16 protein-coding genes and 1 pseudogene are annotated in these 17569 nt (G+C 63.5%); 14 read left to right on the forward strand and 3 right to left on the reverse strand.

Annotated elements, in window-relative coordinates; translation table 11 throughout:
* The first annotated feature begins 14 nt into the window (after positions 1-14).
* The 3 genes from ACOGJB_RS12395 (at position 15) to ACOGJB_RS12405 (ending at position 5502) form a co-directional block, all read left to right on the forward strand.
* On the forward strand, positions 15-2507 hold the full coding sequence (locus ACOGJB_RS12395; RefSeq protein ID WP_419837424.1) for a 3'-5' exonuclease: 2493 nt from the start codon (positions 15-17) through the stop codon (positions 2505-2507).
* Between the two features lie 600 nt (positions 2508-3107).
* A complete protein-coding gene (locus ACOGJB_RS12400; protein ID WP_419837425.1) occupies positions 3108-4376 on the forward strand; it encodes a hypothetical protein in 1269 nt (422 codons plus the stop codon).
* A 34-nt stretch (positions 4377-4410) separates the two neighbouring features.
* Positions 4411-5502 (forward strand): S8 family serine peptidase, encoded by a 1092-nt coding sequence (locus tag ACOGJB_RS12405; RefSeq protein ID WP_419837426.1) that lies wholly within the window; start codon positions 4411-4413, stop codon positions 5500-5502.
* A 546-nt stretch (positions 5503-6048) separates the two neighbouring features.
* Here the strand turns inward: ACOGJB_RS12405 and ACOGJB_RS12410 are convergent.
* The 3 genes from ACOGJB_RS12410 to ACOGJB_RS12420 all read right to left on the reverse strand — a co-directional run bounded on the left by ACOGJB_RS12410 (position 6049) and on the right by ACOGJB_RS12420 (position 8428).
* Complete coding sequence (locus tag ACOGJB_RS12410; RefSeq protein ID WP_419837427.1) at positions 6049-6240, reverse strand: type II toxin-antitoxin system HicB family antitoxin; 192 nt, start codon at positions 6238-6240, stop codon at positions 6049-6051.
* Between the two features lie 86 nt (positions 6241-6326).
* A complete protein-coding gene (locus tag ACOGJB_RS12415) occupies positions 6327-7634 on the reverse strand; it encodes a geranylgeranyl reductase family protein (RefSeq protein ID WP_419837428.1) in 1308 nt (435 codons plus the stop codon).
* A 23-nt stretch (positions 7635-7657) separates the two neighbouring features.
* Positions 7658-8428: a c-type cytochrome gene (locus ACOGJB_RS12420; protein WP_419837429.1), complete on the reverse strand. Its 771-nt coding sequence runs from the start codon at positions 8426-8428 to the stop codon at positions 7658-7660.
* Between the two features lie 343 nt (positions 8429-8771).
* Between ACOGJB_RS12420 and ACOGJB_RS12425 the strand changes: the two genes are divergently transcribed.
* From ACOGJB_RS12425 to ACOGJB_RS12475, 11 genes and pseudogenes are all read left to right on the forward strand, one after another.
* Complete coding sequence (locus ACOGJB_RS12425) at positions 8772-9206, forward strand: hypothetical protein (RefSeq protein WP_419837430.1); 435 nt, start codon at positions 8772-8774, stop codon at positions 9204-9206.
* A 4-nt stretch (positions 9207-9210) separates the two neighbouring features.
* A complete protein-coding gene (locus ACOGJB_RS12430) occupies positions 9211-9627 on the forward strand; it encodes a 4Fe-4S dicluster domain-containing protein (protein ID WP_419837431.1) in 417 nt (138 codons plus the stop codon).
* Positions 9628-9774: 147 nt separating this feature from the next.
* Complete coding sequence (extP, locus tag ACOGJB_RS12435) at positions 9775-10491, forward strand: selenite/tellurite reduction operon b-type cytochrome ExtP (protein WP_419840735.1); 717 nt, start codon at positions 9775-9777, stop codon at positions 10489-10491.
* A 27-nt stretch (positions 10492-10518) separates the two neighbouring features.
* On the forward strand, positions 10519-11301 hold the full coding sequence (locus ACOGJB_RS12440) for a menaquinol-cytochrome c reductase cytochrome b subunit (RefSeq protein ID WP_419837432.1): 783 nt from the start codon (positions 10519-10521) through the stop codon (positions 11299-11301).
* Between the two features lie 12 nt (positions 11302-11313).
* Positions 11314-12204 (forward strand): ubiquinol-cytochrome c reductase iron-sulfur subunit, encoded by an 891-nt coding sequence (locus ACOGJB_RS12445; RefSeq protein WP_419837433.1) that lies wholly within the window; start codon positions 11314-11316, stop codon positions 12202-12204.
* A 10-nt stretch (positions 12205-12214) separates the two neighbouring features.
* Positions 12215-13471 (forward strand): c-type cytochrome, encoded by a 1257-nt coding sequence (locus tag ACOGJB_RS12450; protein ID WP_419837434.1) that lies wholly within the window; start codon positions 12215-12217, stop codon positions 13469-13471.
* Positions 13468-14364 (forward strand): hypothetical protein, encoded by an 897-nt coding sequence (locus ACOGJB_RS12455; RefSeq protein ID WP_419837435.1) that lies wholly within the window; start codon positions 13468-13470, stop codon positions 14362-14364. Before ACOGJB_RS12450 ends, ACOGJB_RS12455 begins: the two co-directional genes overlap by 4 nt.
* Before the next feature lie 75 nt (positions 14365-14439).
* Complete coding sequence (locus tag ACOGJB_RS12460; RefSeq protein ID WP_419837436.1) at positions 14440-14997, forward strand: NADH-quinone oxidoreductase subunit A; 558 nt, start codon at positions 14440-14442, stop codon at positions 14995-14997.
* Positions 14997-15495: pseudogene (locus ACOGJB_RS12465) on the forward strand (NADH-quinone oxidoreductase subunit B); the annotation flags it as partial. The gene ACOGJB_RS12460 and the pseudogene ACOGJB_RS12465, both read left to right, overlap by 1 nt.
* Positions 15496-15646: 151 nt before the next feature.
* Positions 15647-16177, forward strand: coding sequence for an NADH-quinone oxidoreductase subunit C (locus tag ACOGJB_RS12470; RefSeq protein ID WP_419837437.1), 531 nt, complete (start codon positions 15647-15649; stop codon positions 16175-16177).
* The gene (locus ACOGJB_RS12475; protein WP_419837438.1) at positions 16174-17550 is read left to right on the forward strand and encodes an NADH-quinone oxidoreductase subunit D; all 1377 of its coding nucleotides are present in this window, start codon (positions 16174-16176) and stop codon (positions 17548-17550) included. The genes ACOGJB_RS12470 and ACOGJB_RS12475 overlap by 4 nt, the downstream gene beginning before the upstream one ends.
* Positions 17551-17569: the final 19 nt, after the last annotated feature.

Below are 17569 nucleotides of genomic sequence, written 5' to 3' on the forward strand. Positions count from 1 at the left end.
ATCTAAATCATGGGTTGTCGTTTGGCATCACGGCATGTATGCATGCCGGACCCCATGCGGTGAGATATCACCTAGATCTTGAATCTGCGCGACTGATTCACATAGCGTCGCCGGCCGTGGCCCCGACTGCTGACACCGGCTCGCCGAGCGTGCGTTACTCGCCGGGATTCCGCGATTCAGTCCTTTGCCTCACCAAGGACGAGCAGCATCGGGTGAATCATGCGGTGATGCGGTACCTCGAAGACCCGTGGTTGCCGGGGCTGAGGCTCAAGAAGCTACGCGGCAAGAGTCCGGCCGGTCAGCTGTGGTCGATGCGCGCATCTGAGGAGCTCCGCATCCTGCTGAGGCGCAACGGTTCGGCTGCCGATCTCGTACATGCCGGTCACCATGACGCGGTCTTACTCAAGGCCGCGCTCATTGAACCGATGGAAGCCGCGCCGCGCGTGCCGGAACCCGAAGATTCAACGGTTGCCTCCGATCAAGATGTGAAGCCGGTGCCCACAAAGCACCATGACAGGCCACCTGCCTTGCAGGAGCCGGATCTTCCGGCGATACCGCCCGGGGCAACCCAGCAACCTCTGCTGTGGATGTGGTCTGTCGACAATCTGCGTGGGTATCTCGATGTACGTCGCGGTGCCTCAGCTGCCAGGAATCAGGACGACCAGTTCCCCCCTGTCTCAGCGGCGCAGGCAGCAGTGCTTGTCGGCGTGACGGAAGATGACGCCGAGGACAAGTTGCTTGACGGTTGGCCAGGGGATGCCAATGCTCCCGCGCGCGCACAGCTGCTCGACGTGCTTGTCGATTTGTCCGAGATGACCCCCGAAGATTGGCGCGAGGCGCAGCTGACCGCCGATGAGACGGCTGCGGTTGAACGGTTTGCCAGAGACATCACCGAGAAGGGGGCGGCTGCGGCGCTGTCAGTCGAACTTGACGCTGAGGAATTGCGGCAGCTCGCGTCGGCACCTATCGAAGACTGGATGCTCTTCCTGCACCCAGACCAGCGCGAGATCGTCGAGCGCAGCTTCGCCGGCCCGGCACGCGTCAGCGGCTCGGCCGGCACAGGGAAGACCACGGTGGCGCTGCATCGGGCAGCGTGGATTGCCAGGCACCGACCCGAGGCCGACATGTTCGGCTCCGAACCGCTGCCGATCCTGTTCACCACCTATGTGAAGAGCTTGGTGCCCGTTCTCGAGACGCTCTATGAGCGACTGCCTGGCTCCACACGCGACGCCGTCCGATTCACCAACATCGACCTGCTTGCGGCTCAGATGTGCGAAGAAGCTGGTGACTTGCGCGACTGGAACAGAGTGCAGAACGAGAACACGTTTAGGCTCGCCAAGAGGGAGATCGTAAGGCCGGGCACGCCTCTGCACGAATTGGGCTGCTCTGACGGCTACCTGCAAGAGGAAATCCGGCGGGTCATCATCGGGCGCGGCATCGACGATCTCGACAGCTACCTGGGCATCGACCGGATAGGTCGCGAAATGCCCTTCCGGCCGGCCGTGCGGGAACAGGTCTGGGAACTTCGCGTGGCGTGGCGCGACCTCATGGACGCGAAGGGACTGGAGCACTTCGAAGACCGAATGCGACGCGCTCGCGACTACGCCCGCGCGCTGCCAGAACCGCGCTATTGCACTGTCATCGTCGACGAGGCGCAGGACCTCACGCAGACCGGCCTCGAATTGATATGCGCACTTGTCGCTCGTCGGATTCCGACAACGCAGGGATTGCCCCGCCACGAGTTGGGAGCGGACTCTGTGCTGATTGCCGGCGACGTTGCGCAGCGCGTCTACCCGGGCGGCTACACGCTGCTGGCTGCCGGAGTTGACGTACGCGGTCGCAGCCACAATCTCGGACGCAACTACCGCAACACGCGCAAGATCATCGAGGCAGCAATCGCGTGTGCAGGCAGCTTTGCTGTCGCTGACCTCGAGGCTGAGCAGGGAAGGGACTTGTCCCCGCGCCGCAGCGACGCCGCCCGCGAGACGGAAACCGACGGCGTGCCACCCCGGCTGGTAATCACCGCCGACAAGTCGGCCGAGCGGCGCTGGGTTGCTGCCGAGATCGCCCGACTGAGGGAGGCCAACCCGGAGGATCTCGCCCTGAGCGATTTCGGTGTGTTCGCCGCCAGAAACGAAGACGTCGACGCTGCCGTCAGTGTGTTGTCTGGTTCGCGCCTACTGACCCAGAATCTGAAGGATTCGGCGCTCGGCAATGGCGACGCCAAAGATGGCGGCGTCAAGGTAGGAACGCTCGACCGGGCGAAGGGTCTTGAGTTCAAGGTGGTCTTCCTGCTCGGTGTGTCCCACGGCGCGTGGCCATTCACAGCAAAAGGGGTCTCGAGTCCCGCTGAACGGGCCGATGCAGAAGCACTGGCTGCCTCCAAGCTGTTCGTGGGCATGACTCGGGCCCGTGATGCGCTCTACGTCCTATGCAGCGAGAAGCCACACTCGCTCATCGACGCCGGTCGTGATCACTTCGAGACGATCCGCATCCCCGCCGCTTGACGGTCTCCGCCGTCGGCTACGGCGCCGCGATCGACCTGCTCGTCGCTCACAGCGTCCGCCGTTTCGAGCGCCTAATCGACGAGCGGGCAGACACTCGCGGCACTGCCTTGCGCTACGAGCCAGGCGTCGGTCCGAGCGCCGCTGCCACCCTGCTGTGCGGGGTCGGCGACCCGACCCGCTTCAGCCGCGAGACCCGAGTTGGCGCGCTGGTGCCGCCGCCGGCGCCGTCGCGCTCTCATCAGGCGAAGGCGTCGGCAACCCGACCAGGCACCGGCTCGATTTCACAGCCAACCGGCACATCAACTCAGTGCTGCACATCACGTCGGCCGCAAAGCAGCGCACCGGGTACCATGCCGGAGCCTATCTCGCCCGAATAGCCACCGAAGGCAAGACCAGAAGCGAAGCCAGACGAGCCCACAACCGCCAGCCGCGTCATCCGCCGAATGCGGCGCAACGAAACTGCCCGAAACCAGTCCCTCACGCTCGCCGCTTGACAAGGCCGCGTCCGACAGAGCCAAGTCGGGTCCGGCTCGTCTCGCGTTTTAGCCTACAAATAGGTGCTACGCTGCCAAGAATTGGGTTAATACATGGAGGTCGGTAGTGGTGCAGACTGGTAATTTCGGAGTTCGTCGCGTCAAGAGACATTCCTATACGGTCGCTGTCGTCTTGATCGTCTGCTGTGTTCTCCTCGCTGGCAGTCTAGGGAGCCATACCGCAGTATCTGCCCTAAGCGAAGGTGATCAGTCGCCGGATGATTTATCTGGAGATGACGCAGCCGTCGTCGCGACGACGCACACTGCATACAAGATTACGTTTGACAGTAATGGTCGATTTGATCAAGCTCTCGAGATTGCGGCTGTCATGCCGGCAGGCGCATTTGTTGATGGACATCAAATCGACATATCTCAGCGATTGGCCAACGCCGTTACTGACCCAATACTTGAAGGAAACCCTCAGTGGTTTATGCAATTGGAGACCATTCCCAAGATCGGAAAGAATGTCGAGCTATCTGGCTCAGCAGTGATTCGATACGAGAACGCAGCGCCGGGTTCGAGTTCGGCGGCAATTGACGCCGTTCGTGTCATCGAGCAAGGCAACAAAGATACGATTGAGCTTCCTAATGGTATCGAGGTAAGTGGATGCAAGTTCGTGAGCCGGAGTTCTGCTGGGAGGCAGGTGACAACGGCATTTGTTGAGATTGCATACGACCCGGATACCTGTAGACGTGTCGTCGAATTGGGCATCGTATCGCATGCTGCGCCTGCTTCAACAGCGACAGACGATACCGATGATGGTGACGCCGCAGCTGTCATATCCAATCCGAAGCCCGGTGACTCTGGTCTGCCGGAGAATTCTGCGACTCCTGATGCAACCGATCTTGACAATGATGGAGTCGGGAAGAACGATTTCAGGCTAGAGATTCCAGACTATCGAGCCAAGACCCGCTCCCAAGTTCTAGAACTTGCCTACGGGCTCTTGCCCGCCACATCAGAGGTCCATGCTCAAGTCGAGGTATGGAATCAACAACCGCAATATTCACCAAGCAAATCGAGGTCGTGGGACGATTGGTTGTCTGCAACAGGATGGCGTCGTGACAGTCGCTACACATGGAGTGACCGGAATTCCGACTACATATACGTAGGTGAAACGTCCGGCTACTCGAATCGGTATTTTGCCAATCTAGTTTGCACTGGCGCGTTACCGATCCCGCGTTCACCCGGCACCACATTTGCTCGCCACACTGTGCAGACGATAGGGTACGCTAATCTGACAGTAGAAAACTATGTCCTGAACTACAAGTATGGTGGATGCTCATATCTGCTACGTACGAGTCAGACGAACAACTTTTGGTGGATAAACCGAAACTGACAGCTGCCACACAATATTCTGATCCACGAACTCGATGAAGGTGTTGTTCGTCAGGAGACTACGGAACCGCGATTGGTCGGTGCCTCGCTCATTTCGGTACAGCCGTGTGTCGATTGTGAACTATGTCGTTTTGCTTAGCGGAGTGGCCTTGTGGGGCTTTGTGTCCTGCAGTGCGGAAGACTATCGGGCGAGTTCGGTAGCTGGAACTAATGCTGTTGAGCCAGTGACTGAGATTGTTCCTGCAAATGTCAGTCGAGTTCACGGCGGCCCTGAGATCCCAAAGGGACCTGGATGGCCGCCCAGTATCGCAATCTTGGATACGGGAATTGACACGACGAATTCCGATTTGAACGTAGTGGGAGGCTTCAACTGTGCTACGGATGACATTGAGGACTGGCACGACTCAAATGGTCATGGTACGTCGTTGGCAGGCGTCGTAGGAGCTAAGCAAAATGGTGAAGGGATTATCGGGGTTGCCCCAGGTGCAGAGCTATACGCCATCCGCCTGTTCGCAGATGAAACCTTGGCGTCCGAGGAAAGTGTTCTATGTGGTCTCAGGTGGGTAGACGAGAATTCAAGCCGTATAGATGTCGTGCTGACAGCGTTCAACCGGTCCGATGAATCCGCGGCCGATGAGACGGACTGTACCGCGGATTCTCTCCGACAAATGATCTGCCGCTTGCATGAAGCAGGTATAACTGTAGTCTCAGCAGCCGGAAATCAGAAGGCGGACGCGTCGGAATTTGTTCCGGCTAAGCTGAGTCGGGTCATTAGCGTGGGTGCCATAGTCGACTTTGATGGGGTCGACGGCGGCTTGGGTTCACCGACTTGTGGACCCGGGATCGATGACGATATCGCTGATTTTAGCAACAGAGGTGCCAGCGTTGACATATATGCACCTGGAGTCTGTATACAGACTACCAGACTGAAATCACTTCGAGATTCTGTTGCGCCGAGTGGTACCTCTTTGGCGGCGGCGCATGTAGCTGCGGCCGCGGCGATCTATATGGCATGTCATGTAGACGCGACACCGGACGAGGTGAAAGAACTGTTGCTGGATTCAGGTGAAATGGTATCGTCCGACGGAATGATCGTGCCTACAATCGTCGTGATATCAGAATGCTAATTGTTTCTAAAAGTGTGATCGTGGCGGCGATGTGATGAGGGGACTCACTCGCCTTATTACAGCACGCTGGATCATCTTGTTCGGGCTTGCATATTGGATCTCATTTTCGATCCTGCTATTTTCACTGAATGGTGACGAAATCTACTTGGACACTGTGTTCCCACTTGTCGGGCATAGCAGTGGCGTTACGATCTTAGATGCGCCGACACCGCCCAACCCACCAGGCGCGGTGGTCGCCGCATTCTGGACTGTCGGGGTCATCGTTGGGCTTCCAGTCGTGGTTCCAGATCGGGTAATGGTTGCGGTTCTTCGTTTGAGCGCGATAGCCATCGGAATCTGCCTTCTTGCATCCATTCTTCGCCTCGGAATAGTTCTGGTACCTGTACTAGTCCTTCAGTTGCTAGCCCTCGAACGGCGGGGCTCGGCCGGTTCGCTGTAGAAGGGAACGACGTACTCCTCGGATATTTCTGAGCGATGGCTTAGAGATTGAGCGGGTCTTTCAGACGCTCCCTGTCGCACGGATTCTCCTGACGAGTTCAGCTCGCTTCACGCCAGCGTGAGGTCGGCGAGGTGGCGCACTCCGGGCAACTCACCGCTTGCCAGATCCGCGTGGAGGTCACGCAAGTGCTCCTCGAGGTCCCCCAGCGTCGTGCCTTGGGTCCAATAGTCGGGGAATTCCTCGAGGTAGCCGAGCCACAACTCATCCTCTTGCCAGTAGACGATCTTCGTGGTCCGCACGTCTACGTCTCCCTGCTGGCCGCCTGATCTTGAACCTAGCGTCCTTGGAGAGATCGCTCCAAGGCGATATTGGTGGCGGACAGCGTTCAGGTGCGGTCGCGCCAGAGCCGTGCAACTCCCGAGGCCGCTCGGTAGATGCCGCGGGGGCCGAGCGGGCCGGCCTTGGTTTGCATCAGATCGGTCGAGACCCGCATGGCCAAATTGCCTATGCGGGGGGAGCGAATCGCGAGCTGAGTCAGCTGTCGCATGAGGCCGGGGCGGCCGAGCGCGCGGGTCGTCAGCCGACCGAGATGGTGGTACTGCTGCCAGCGCGCGGCAAGCTCGGCCTCGTAGCGCCGCAACTCGAGACCGTCATCGTTGTCGAGCGCCCGTCCGATGACCTCGGCTGCCAGCCTGCCGGTTGCCAGTGCGGGGCCGACGCCATCGCCGTTCCAGGGGTTGACACTGCCCGCTGCATCGCCGACCACCACCCAATTCGGACCCGAGCGTGGGCGTACCGATCCTCCCATCGGCAGCCGGCCGCTCGCTGGTTCGGTGCAGGGTCCCGAAGGGTCGATCTCCCAGCGCTCGGGAATCTGCCGGACCCACTGCTCGAAGAGTCGCTCGAGCGAGATGGCTTCATTGCCGTAGTGATGGCTGAGCAGGCCGACGCCCACATTGGCCGTGCCGTCGCCGACCGGAAAGACCCAGCCGTAACCCGGCAGCTGGCTCCCCGAGCGGTCAGCCAAAGCGAAGACCGACTCGATCCAGGGCTCGTCGTGGCGGGGCGTTGGGTAGTACGCGCGCATCGCCAACCCCTGCGCGTGGGTCCGGGAGCGCACGGTCCCCAGTGCCCGGCCAAAGCTCGAACGCGGGCCGTCGGCGATCACGACGTAGCGAGCGCGTGCCGTCACGTCGCGCGGCTGTGCTCCTCTGCGGTCCGCAGCAGTGCAGCCGCGCAGGTGGCCATCGGTGATCAGCGGAGCCGTGACCTCTGTGCCGGTGAGCACGCGCGCACCCGCAGCCTGCGCGCGGGCGAACGTCAGCGCGTCGAGTCGCGGCCGCCGTACCACCACGCCATAGCCGGGCCATTGCTCGCCTTGTGGCCACGGCACCTCGAGGCTTTGCCCGTGGGCCGTGATGCGCAGACCGTGGTGCCGGTGCCAGCGCGCGGTGGCAGGGTCACAGCCCATATCGATGAGCTCGCTCACGGCGACCGGTGTGAGCGCGTCGCCGCACACGCGTTCTCGAGGGTGCGTCGAGCGCTCGATGAGCAGCACATCGCGTCCTGCCCGCGCCAGCCAGTACGCGGCAGCGCTGCCCGCGGGGCCGCCACCGATGACGAGCACGTCGCAAGCGAGTGTCTGGGTCACGGTGTCGCGATCACGATCGGAGATCCCCGCAGACGGGGCCACGGCTTCGCCCGCGGCTCAGCCTCTTAGTGGCCGCCGCCGCCCCCGCCGGACAGGGCGCCGCCACCCAGATGCTCCCACTCGGCGTCGCGCTCGGCGGCCACCTCGTCGCTGATCATCTCGCCGCCGATCACCTCGCGGACATATCGCGCGACCGAGTACAGCTGATGGTCGTTCAGCACTTCCCCGAACGCCGGCATGTTGGACTCAGTCTCGCCAGTGATGTGCGCACCGCCTGGCCGGTTCGGATCTCCGTAGACCTGTCCGAGGCCGATGCCTTCGGAGCCGACCGAGATCCACTCGATGAACGAGTCGTCCAGGTCAGGGAAGGTCAGCAGCACTTCGCCGTTCCACAGCGGCCGTCCCACGCCGCTGCCGTCGCTGCCGGAGCCATCGCCCACATGGCAGCTCGCGCAGCGCACCGCGTAGGTCGCCGCACCTTCGTTGATGGCGGTAATGGGCTCAGGCGGCGGTTCGGTCAATTTCACATAAACGAATGCCCACAGCGGCAGGCAGAACAGCACGGGCAGCACCCAGATCGGAATTCGATGTCTCCTGCGGGCGGCGAGCACCCATGACGAATCGGGCGGCGCCTCGGGTTCGGCTTCGAGCTGCGCCGCTTCGCGAGCGGCAGCGATCATGTCCGCCTGGCTGGGGCCTGCCGCGGGAGCCCCTCCGGCCGCGGGTGCTGCCGCGCTCGCAGCGCCGCCGTCGCCGCTGCCGTCGTCTTCGAGCACCCCCAGCGCGATGCGACGCTGTCGCGAGCGCTCTAGCAGGTACTCGGGAACATCGGTCACGGGATCCTCCGCGGGGTCGCCCCCAGGGGTTCTGTCACGGCCGGCACGGCCAAGTTCGCTGGGCACGATACGCGCCCGAGCGCACCGAGGCGCAAGTCTGCCATGCAGCCGCTCCGAAGGCGCAGCAGCAGAGGGTCCGTTCACCGCGCCCATTGGCGCGGGCCGATTGCGACGACACGGTGGCGAGCGCCCGATGTCGTGCTAGAACATCACGCGCCATAGCCGGGGCGCCGGTAATCTTTGCCCCGGTCTTGCTGCGGCTGACGCACTCGATGCACCGTCGAATTCGCCAGCCCGCAGCAGCCCGGAAACGCCGACATTCGAACTCGGGAGGAACGAAGGAGTGGTTGCACTCGTCACATCGATCCTCGTCACCGCGCTGATGGTTCACGGGCTCGTCTGGTACGGCAAGCGCCGACCGACCGACCGACCCACCACGTGGGGCGAGGCCATGGTGGGTGCGGCCTATGTGTTCATGCTGCTGTTGCTGGTGTTCGGAATCGTGCCCGACCGCTGGATCCGCCTCACCGACAACGAGTGGGGCTGGTCGGTGGAGCGCTTCTTGGTGACCGAAGGCCAGTTCATGACGTCGCCCATCACCTTCCCGCCGATGCGCATCGACTTGAAGAAGGTCAGCGACATAGTGGTCGTGATCGAGCACCTCGCGGCCTTCATCGGGCTCCCCGTTCTCGTGATGTGGTGGCAACGGCGCGACAAGGCCCAGCCCGCCGCCGAGCCGACATCTGATTACGGCCGACCTCTCGTCAAGGGCAACTGAGAACATGGCTGCGAACGACGCAAATCCGCCGATGCCCAAGTTCCGGGACGATTACCTCCTGCAGCAGGTCGACGCCTCCTACCTCGAGGCAGCGGTCAAGCCGAAGCAGTTCATCAACATCGACCAGTCGGAGTGCATTCAGTGTGAAGGCTGCGTCGACATCTGCCCGTGGAAGTGCATCTGGTATGTGTCCACCGAAGCGATCGATGAAGCCGTCGGCGTCGAACTGCCGGGGCTGGATCCCACCGACAACGCCGTCTTCATCATCGACGACGACGTCTGCACACGCTGTGCGCTGTGCGTCGACCGCTGCCCCACTGGCGTGATCACGCTCGGGCGGGTCAGCAACAATCCCCCGCCAGAGGGCGACGTCCACGGCCGGACCCACACCCACGGCTACTCCTACGGGATGCGCCTGTAGCGCCGGCCCCATGCGTGAAGTGATGCGAAAGCGAAGGACACGGTCCAACTAGATCGAACAGATATGGCGAACACTCTCGAGTCCCCCAAGTCCAAGCCGCCCCTGCCGCAGCGCTTGCAGAACGCGCAGCAGCAGGCGGCCGACTGGATGCAGGACAGTCAGTTCTGGACGTCGGTCTTCCGTCCCGGATCGATCTTTCGCAAGGGCTACACCGACAGCCCCCGGAACCGGTCCTACGTCATCATGAACAGCGTCCTGTACCACCTTCACCCGGTGAAGGTGAAGCGGCACGCGGTGAAGGTCAGCTACACCCTGTGCCTCGGCGGCCTCAGCTTCTTCCTGTTCATCTTGCTGACCATCACCGGCATCTTCCTGATGTTCTTCTACCGCCCAACCGACACTGCGGCATGGGCGGACATCGAGAGCCTCCACACCCAGGTGGCGTTCGGCCTGCTCGTGCGCAACATGCACCGATGGGCCGCGCACCTCATGGTGATCACGGTCTTCCTGCATATGGCTCGGGTCTTCTATCACGGCGCCTACAAAGCACCGAGAGAGTTCAACTGGGTCGTCGGCGTGATGTTGCTGCAGCTGACGCTGCTGCTCGCCTTCACCGGCTATCTGCTTCCGTGGGACCAGCTCGCGCTGTGGGCGGTCACGGTGGGCACGAACATGATGGGATTCACGCCGGTCTTCGGGGAGCAAGTGCGTTTCGTGCTGCTCGGCGGCCAGCAGATCGGAGCCGAGACGTTATTGCGCTGGTATGTGCTGCACGTCTTGATGCTCCCGTTCGTGATCGTCATCTTCATGGCGATCCACTTCTGGCGAGTGAGAAAGGACGGAGGCATTTCGGGGCCGCTGTAGGAAGCCTGAACGCCCGCCCCCATCAGCATGACTGAGATCCCCGAACACCTTCTGCGGCGAAGTGCCGAAGCGAGGGCCCGTGCGACCGGCGCGCCTGCGTCCGGCGAAGCCGCGGCCCAAGATGCCGGGCAGCCCGGCGACGATGACGGCGTCACGATTCCTCGTTCGCTACTGGAAGCCAGCCAGCAGCCAGGCGGAGCCCCCGCAGTCGCGGGCATGGCGCCGTATGGAACGGCGCAGGCAGGCAGTCCCGCTGCGGCGGGTGGGGGCGTCGCCACAGCACTTCCTCCGCTCATGGGAGGGCCTGCAGGCAACACCCACCGACTGCTGACGGTCGTCAAGTCGGGTTCCATCCAGGATGTCAAGGCCAGCCCGGGCGACAAAGTGCATGTCTGGCCCCACCTGCTGGCCGCGGAATTCACGGCGGCGCTCTTCATCACCGCGTTCACGTTGGTGTTCTCGTTGTTCATCAACGCGCCGCTGCTGGAGCTGGCCAACCACAACGAGACACCCAACCCGTCCAAGGCGCCGTGGTACTTCCTGGGCCTGCAAGAACTGCTCACGATGTTCGACCCGATGATCGCCGGCGTGACGATCCCCGGAGTAGCGCTCATCTTGCTGGCGTTCGCCCCCTACATCGACAGGAACACTTCGCTGCGGCCAGAGGACCGCAAGTTCGCCATTTCGATCCAGACCATCCACCTGATGTTCTGGGCGGTTTTGGTGATCATCGGCTCGTTCTTCCGGGGGCAGGGCTTCAACTTCACCTACCCGTGGGACACCGGTCTGCACGGCATCTTCCACCTGTAGGAGCACGTCGGAATGTCCACCGGAACGATTCTCGCGATTGCCATCCCGGTCATCGTTGTGCTGGGTGCGGTGGTCGCGTTCGTCTCCTTGCGTCGCCGAGATGCCACCGGCCTGGGGCACCTGTCGCGCGAGACGCGTCGCCGCGACGAGCTGGCCGCTGGTGCGGGCGGCGACGACGCAGCGGCTGAGGATGAGGCCGGTGCCTTCGGCATCAGCTCACAAGCTCGTGAGCTGGAGCGCTCGGTGGCCTTGGAGCGTCGCCCGTCGACCGTCGCGGTGGCCGAGCCTGAGCTGCCCCAAGACTGGGCGCCGCCGCCCGCCGAAGAGGTGGGCGTCACTCGACGGCAGTTCTTGAACCGGTCCTCGGTGCTGCTGATGGCGACTGGTCTGGGAACCTTCAACGCCGCCATGATCGCCTTCTTGTGGCCACGCCCGACGGGCGGTTTCGGTTCGAAGATCAAGATCGGCTCGGTGGCATCGGTCGACGAGGCGATCACTTCGTCAACCCCAGCCGAGAACTTCTCGTACTTCTCCGAGGCACAGAGTTATATCCAGCCCTACCCGACAGACTCTGCGACGCTGTCGAACGCCGAGACGGTGTACGGCGGCGCGGTGCTCGACGCCATGAGGCAGGGCTACGTCGCACTGTGGCAGGTGTGCCCGCACCTCGGCTGCAAGGTGCCGGTATGCGGCAGCTCGCAGTGGTTCGAATGCCCCTGCCACGGTTCGAAGTACAACCGCGTCGGCGAGAAGAAATCAGGCCCCGCGCCTCGCGGCATGGACAGATTCCCGGTGACCATCGAGGGAGGCAACGTCTTCGTCGACACCGGCAAGGTGTCGCAGGGACCTGCGATCGGCACCGACACCACGGGGCAGGGCCTCGAGGGACCGCACTGTGCCTGAGGTAAACCACATGCTGGCCGCCAGCACGGAGCGTTCGATCGCGATTGTGCTCTTGGCGATAGTCGTCGTCGGATGGGCGATTTACGTCTTCGTCAACATTCGCCAGGCAAAATCCGAAATCGGCAGCGAAATCGAGCTCGCGCCGAACCGCGGCAACATGCCCGACGACGAGGAACTTGAGGGCAGCCGGCTTGAGAAGGTGCAGGCCTTCGGGGTGCTGATGCTGTTGATCATGGCGCTGGTGCTGCCGATCTACTGGATGCTCGAGGGCGGGCGTCGTTCCGGCGCGGAAACGTCGTTCTCCGAAGCGGCTGTCAGCCGCGGTGCAGCCGTCGCCGCCGCGGCGGAATGCACCGATTGCCATGGTGCTGATCTCGGCGGGGCGCGCTTCGCGCCGGTGGTGCTCGACATCGGCCACCAGTTCGCCGACAAGGAATCCTTCATCATCAACACGACGTGGGAGGCCCCGTCCCTCGACGACGTGTTCACGCGTTTCGACACCGATGCCGAGACGTTGGACGAAGTCAGTGAGGTGCGCCAGATCATCGTCTACGGCCGAGGCGTCATGCCGGCGTGGGGCCTCGAGGGCGGCGGTCCGTACAACGACCAGCAGATCGACGACCTCGTGGCGTGGCTGTGGGCGAACCGGATCGGCGCAGACCAAGACGCAGCAGATGCCGCGGACGACGAGATCATCCGCGAGATCGTCGGGCAGATGCTAGAAGGCGACGACGAGGCCGTTGACATCGTTGTAGACGCAGCGGTAGATGCCTTGGACGCCTTGGACGACCCGCTCAATGAGGAGGCCCACGCTCGGGCCACAGCACGGTTCGAGGCCGCGAGAGCGTCTGATGAGTACGCCGGAGCATCCGACGGCAAGATCTTGTTCGATCTGCATTGCGCCCGCTGCCACACGCCGCGCTGGCCAGGCCGCGGCACCGCGCAGCTGCCCAACAACGGCGGAACGGTGGAGGTGCTCCCTGGACCTGACGGCGCCGGACGCTACGGCCCGGCGCTCAACAGCGTGAGCCTTGAGCGGCTGTTCCCCGACATCGAAGATCACATCTCATTCGTTTCCGAGGGCGCAGCCGACCACGTGGCGTTTGGAGAATTCGCGCGGCTGGGCAACTACGGCATGCCCGGCTTCAAGAGGGTGCTGACCCCTGACGACATCCGGAAGATCGTCGAGTACGAGCGCGGCCTCGATCCGCAGAGTCAGACTGCGGTCGGCTTCGATCTGCTGCACGAAGCGGGAGATGACCAATGACCGCCGCGCACCTTTTCGGCATTGTCAGCTGGGATCCAGTTCTCACCGGATACTTGGCCGTCATCATCGGCATCGCGGTGCTGTGCGGGTCGGTCTACTTGCTGCTGGCTACCAACCTGGGGGTCCGGCTCGGCTTCTTGGTGGCGTGGACCGGGCTGTGGGGCTGGATGCTGCTGATGTCCATCGTGTGGTGGGTGTTTGGCATCGGATGGATCGGCAGCCAGCCGGGCTGGAATGTGCTGGCTGTGACCTCCGATCCCGCAACGGTGCTCGTCGACGAGGTGCAGCGGCTCCAAGGCATCCCTGTCGATCAGCCACCCGATGGCTGGATCCAGATAGTTGCCGACGAGAAACGAGACGACGGCGCCGAAGAGGTCGTCGATCCCGACCTTCTTCAGGCTCAAGCGCTTGCGGCTGACGCCCGCTCGGCTGCCGATGGACATGTCGTCTGCGACCCTGCGGACCCGCGGCAGCTGCTGGCAGTGAACTCGTGCTTGTTCACAGCCGCGGACGAATACAAGACCTACCGAGTGCTGATCCGGGGCGGCGAGCGATACCGGCCCTTGGGCATCCCCGACAACGCCATCACGCAGTATTTCCTGCCAAGCAGGGGCAGGCCGCACTACGCCGTCGTGCAGATCCAGCCGTACCGGCCGAGAGTCGAGATCGATCCGAATGTGTTCGGCGACGACGGAAAGATCTTCGTCCCGAAGCCTCAGGTCGACACGAGCGCGCCGGAGTATTCGGTGGTGCTGGTGCGCGATCACGGCAGCGTCCGGCTGCGCCCGGCGTTGCTGACCATCTTCTCGGCGCTGCTGTTCGGCTTGGGCTGCTATCACCTGCACCGGCGTGACCAGGCAATCTGGGCGGTGCGCGAAGCTGCGAGCCAGTGACCGCAGGGGCTGAGCTGTTCTTGGGCCAGACTGAGGCCGCCAGTACATCGACGACTCGCTGAGGGGGACCGGCGCATGAACAGCGGCTTGGCGGAATACCTGCCGGTGTTGGTTCTCGGCGTACTCGCTGTCGTGTTCGTGCTCGTGAGCATCATCGCGTCGCGGCTGCTGGCACCCCAGCGCGCCACGAACGCCAAGCTGGCGTCCTACGAATGCGGCATCGTCGACCAGGCCGCCATTCCCGAACGTTTTCCCGTGCGCTTCTACCTCGTGGCGATGCTGTTCATCATGTTCGACATCGAGATCGTCTTCCTGTACCCGTGGGCAGTCGCGAACGGCGAGCTGGGCCTCTTCGGGTTCATGGCGATGCTGATCTTCGTCGTGATCTTCTTCCTGTCGTTCGTCTATGAGCTGGCCATGGGCGGGCTGGAGTGGGGGCCGCGCAAGCGCCGCGTCCTCCCGCTGCCCCCCGCGAGCCGCAGCGGCGTTCAAGGCGTGCGCACCGTCGGACTCACGGGCCGTGAGTACATCCCAAGCCACGCGGGGCCCGGCGCCGCATGGAGCGGCGCACAGCAACCCGGCACACCGCAACACGGCGCAGGTCAAGCCGGCAACACCATGGGAGCGGGCTGATGGCGGGGATCGACGAGATCAAGACGCGACTCGGCATCGACGACGGTCTCGCGGGCCTCGGGTACAACTTTTTCACCGCACCGGTCGAGGAGCTGGTGAAGTGGGCGCGGCGACGCAGCCTGATGCCGGCCACCTTCGGGCTCGCTTGCTGCGCCATCGAGATGATGGCGACGGGCACGGCTCACTACGACTTGGCCCGCTTCGGCATGGAAACGTTCCGCGCTTCGCCTCGCCAAGCCGACCTGATGATCGTGGCGGGCCGCGTCAGCCAGAAGATGGCCCCGGTACTGCGCCAGATCTACGACCAGATGATGGAGCCCAAGTGGGTGCTGTCGATGGGCGTGTGCGCGTCCAGCGGCGGGATGTTCAACAACTACGCCATCGTGCAGGGCGTCGACCAGGTCGTTCCCGTCGACATGTATGCGCCTGGCTGCCCGCCGGGACCTGAGACGCTGCTGCACGCGATCCTTGCGCTGCACGAGAAAATCCGCACCGGCGAGCTGACCCAGCGCCGGGCTGAGCGAGGCGGCGGCGCTGCCGTGGATCTGGCGGCACATGGTGTGCCGCAGTCGAGTCCGGCGGCGCATGGTGTGTCGCAATCAAGCCTGGCGGCGCATGGGGCGCCGCAATCAAGCACGGTGACGCGCTGATGGCGGACCCCGGTGTAGCAGCCGACGATGCCGCGCCGGCGGCCGAGGTCGATTCGGGGCCGACCATGTTCGGCGTGCCGTGCATCGATGAGCGTGGCCAGCAGGTGCTGTACCCGAGCCGTGACGAGTACCTCGATGTGCTGGCCATGGCCGCTGCCGATGGCTTCGAGCTGTGCGTCGACGTGTGTGGCGTTGACGGGCTCACGAATCGCAGCCGTACCGTGCCGCCCGGCGTCGAGTCGGAGCGCTTCGAGGTGGTGGTGAACCTGCTGGATCTGCGTGGACGCCGCCGGTTGCGCATCCGCACCCAGGTGCCTGCAGATGATCCCCAGGTGCCCTCGTTGGTCGAGCTGTACCCGGGTGCCGAAGCGCCCGAGCGGGAGGCAGCCGACCTGTTCGGCATCAGATTCAGCGATCATCCCGATCCCAGCCGCATCCTCATGCCGCCGGACTGGGATGGACATCCGCTGCGCAAGGACTACGCCATCGGTGCGATACCGGTGCAGTTCAAGGCAGTCGAAGGCCGATGAGCGCCCCCGCCGCGGCTGCCGCAGCCCCCGAGGCGACTCCGGCGGAGTCCGTGCTGCAAGGCACAATTCGCCGACCGGCTGACGCCGTGCTGCGCATCTCCGAAGAGGTTGCGCTGGCCGCCGCCGAGGTTGCTGCGCCGCCGCAGGACACTGCAATTGCCGATGACATCGCGCCGGTACACGCCGAGACCGTCGCTGCGGAGCCCGACGACGGGCCGATGCTCATCAACATGGGTCCGCAGCACCCGTCCACCCACGGCGTGCTGCGCATCGCGATGGAGCTGCAGGGCGAGACCGTGCTGCGGTCCAAGCCGATCATCGGCTACCTCCACACCGGCATGGAGAAAACCGCCGAGGATCTCACCTACCTGCAGGGGCCGACGAACGTCACCCGCATGGATTACGCCTCGCCGCTGTTCACCGAGCTGGTGTTCTGCCTCGCCGTCGAAGACCTGCTGGGAACCGAGATCCCGCCGCGAGCTACCTGGATTCGCATGCTGATGTGCGAGTTGAACCGCATGAGCTCGCACCTGCTGTTTCTGGCTACGAACGGCATGGACCTCGGCGCCGTCGGGATGATGCTCTACGGCTGGCGCGAGCGAGAAGAGATCCTGCGGTTCTTCGAGAGCGTCACCGGCTTGCGGATGAACCACAACTACATCCGCCCCGGCGGGGTGGCGGCCGACCTGCCCGACGGCTGGCAGGACGACGTGGAGCACATTTTGGCGGTGCTGCCCGACCGGCTCGTCGAGTTCGACACGTTGATGACCGGCCAGCCGATCTGGCGGGACCGCACCCAAGGCGTCGGCGTCATGACTGCCGAGGAGGCCATTGCCATGTCGGCCACGGGGCCGCTGCTGCGCAGCACCGGCGAAGCCTGGGACCTGCGCCGCACCATGCCGTACCTGGCCTACGACGAGGTCGACTTTGACGTCGTCGTCGGTGCCTACGGCGACACGTTCGATCGCTATTCCATCCGTTTGAACGAGATCCGGGAGTCGATGCGCATCGTTGCCCAATGCCTCGACAAGATGCCGAAGGGCCCCTACCGCGCAGAAGACCGCAAGGTCACGCCGCCACCCCGGGCACGCATCGACGAGTCGATGGAAGCGCTGATCCACCACTTCAAGATCTTCACCGAAGGATTCCGGGTGCCTCCCGGTGAGACGTACGTCGCGGTCGAGTCGCCCCGTGGCGAGCTGGGCTGCTACCTGGTGTCCGACGGCGGGCCCAAGCCGCAGCGCGTGCACATCCGGGCGCCGTCGTTCGTGAACCTGCAGAGCCTGCCTCATCTGATGTACGGCGGCCTGCTGGCCGATGCCGTTGCCATCATCTCCTCGGTTGACCCGATTATGGGGGAAGTAGATCGATGAGGGCGTGTGACCGCCGCGC

Source organism: Candidatus Poriferisodalis sp. (assembly GCF_965208895.1).
Taxonomy (GTDB): domain Bacteria; phylum Actinomycetota; class Acidimicrobiia; order Acidimicrobiales; family Poriferisodalaceae; genus Poriferisodalis.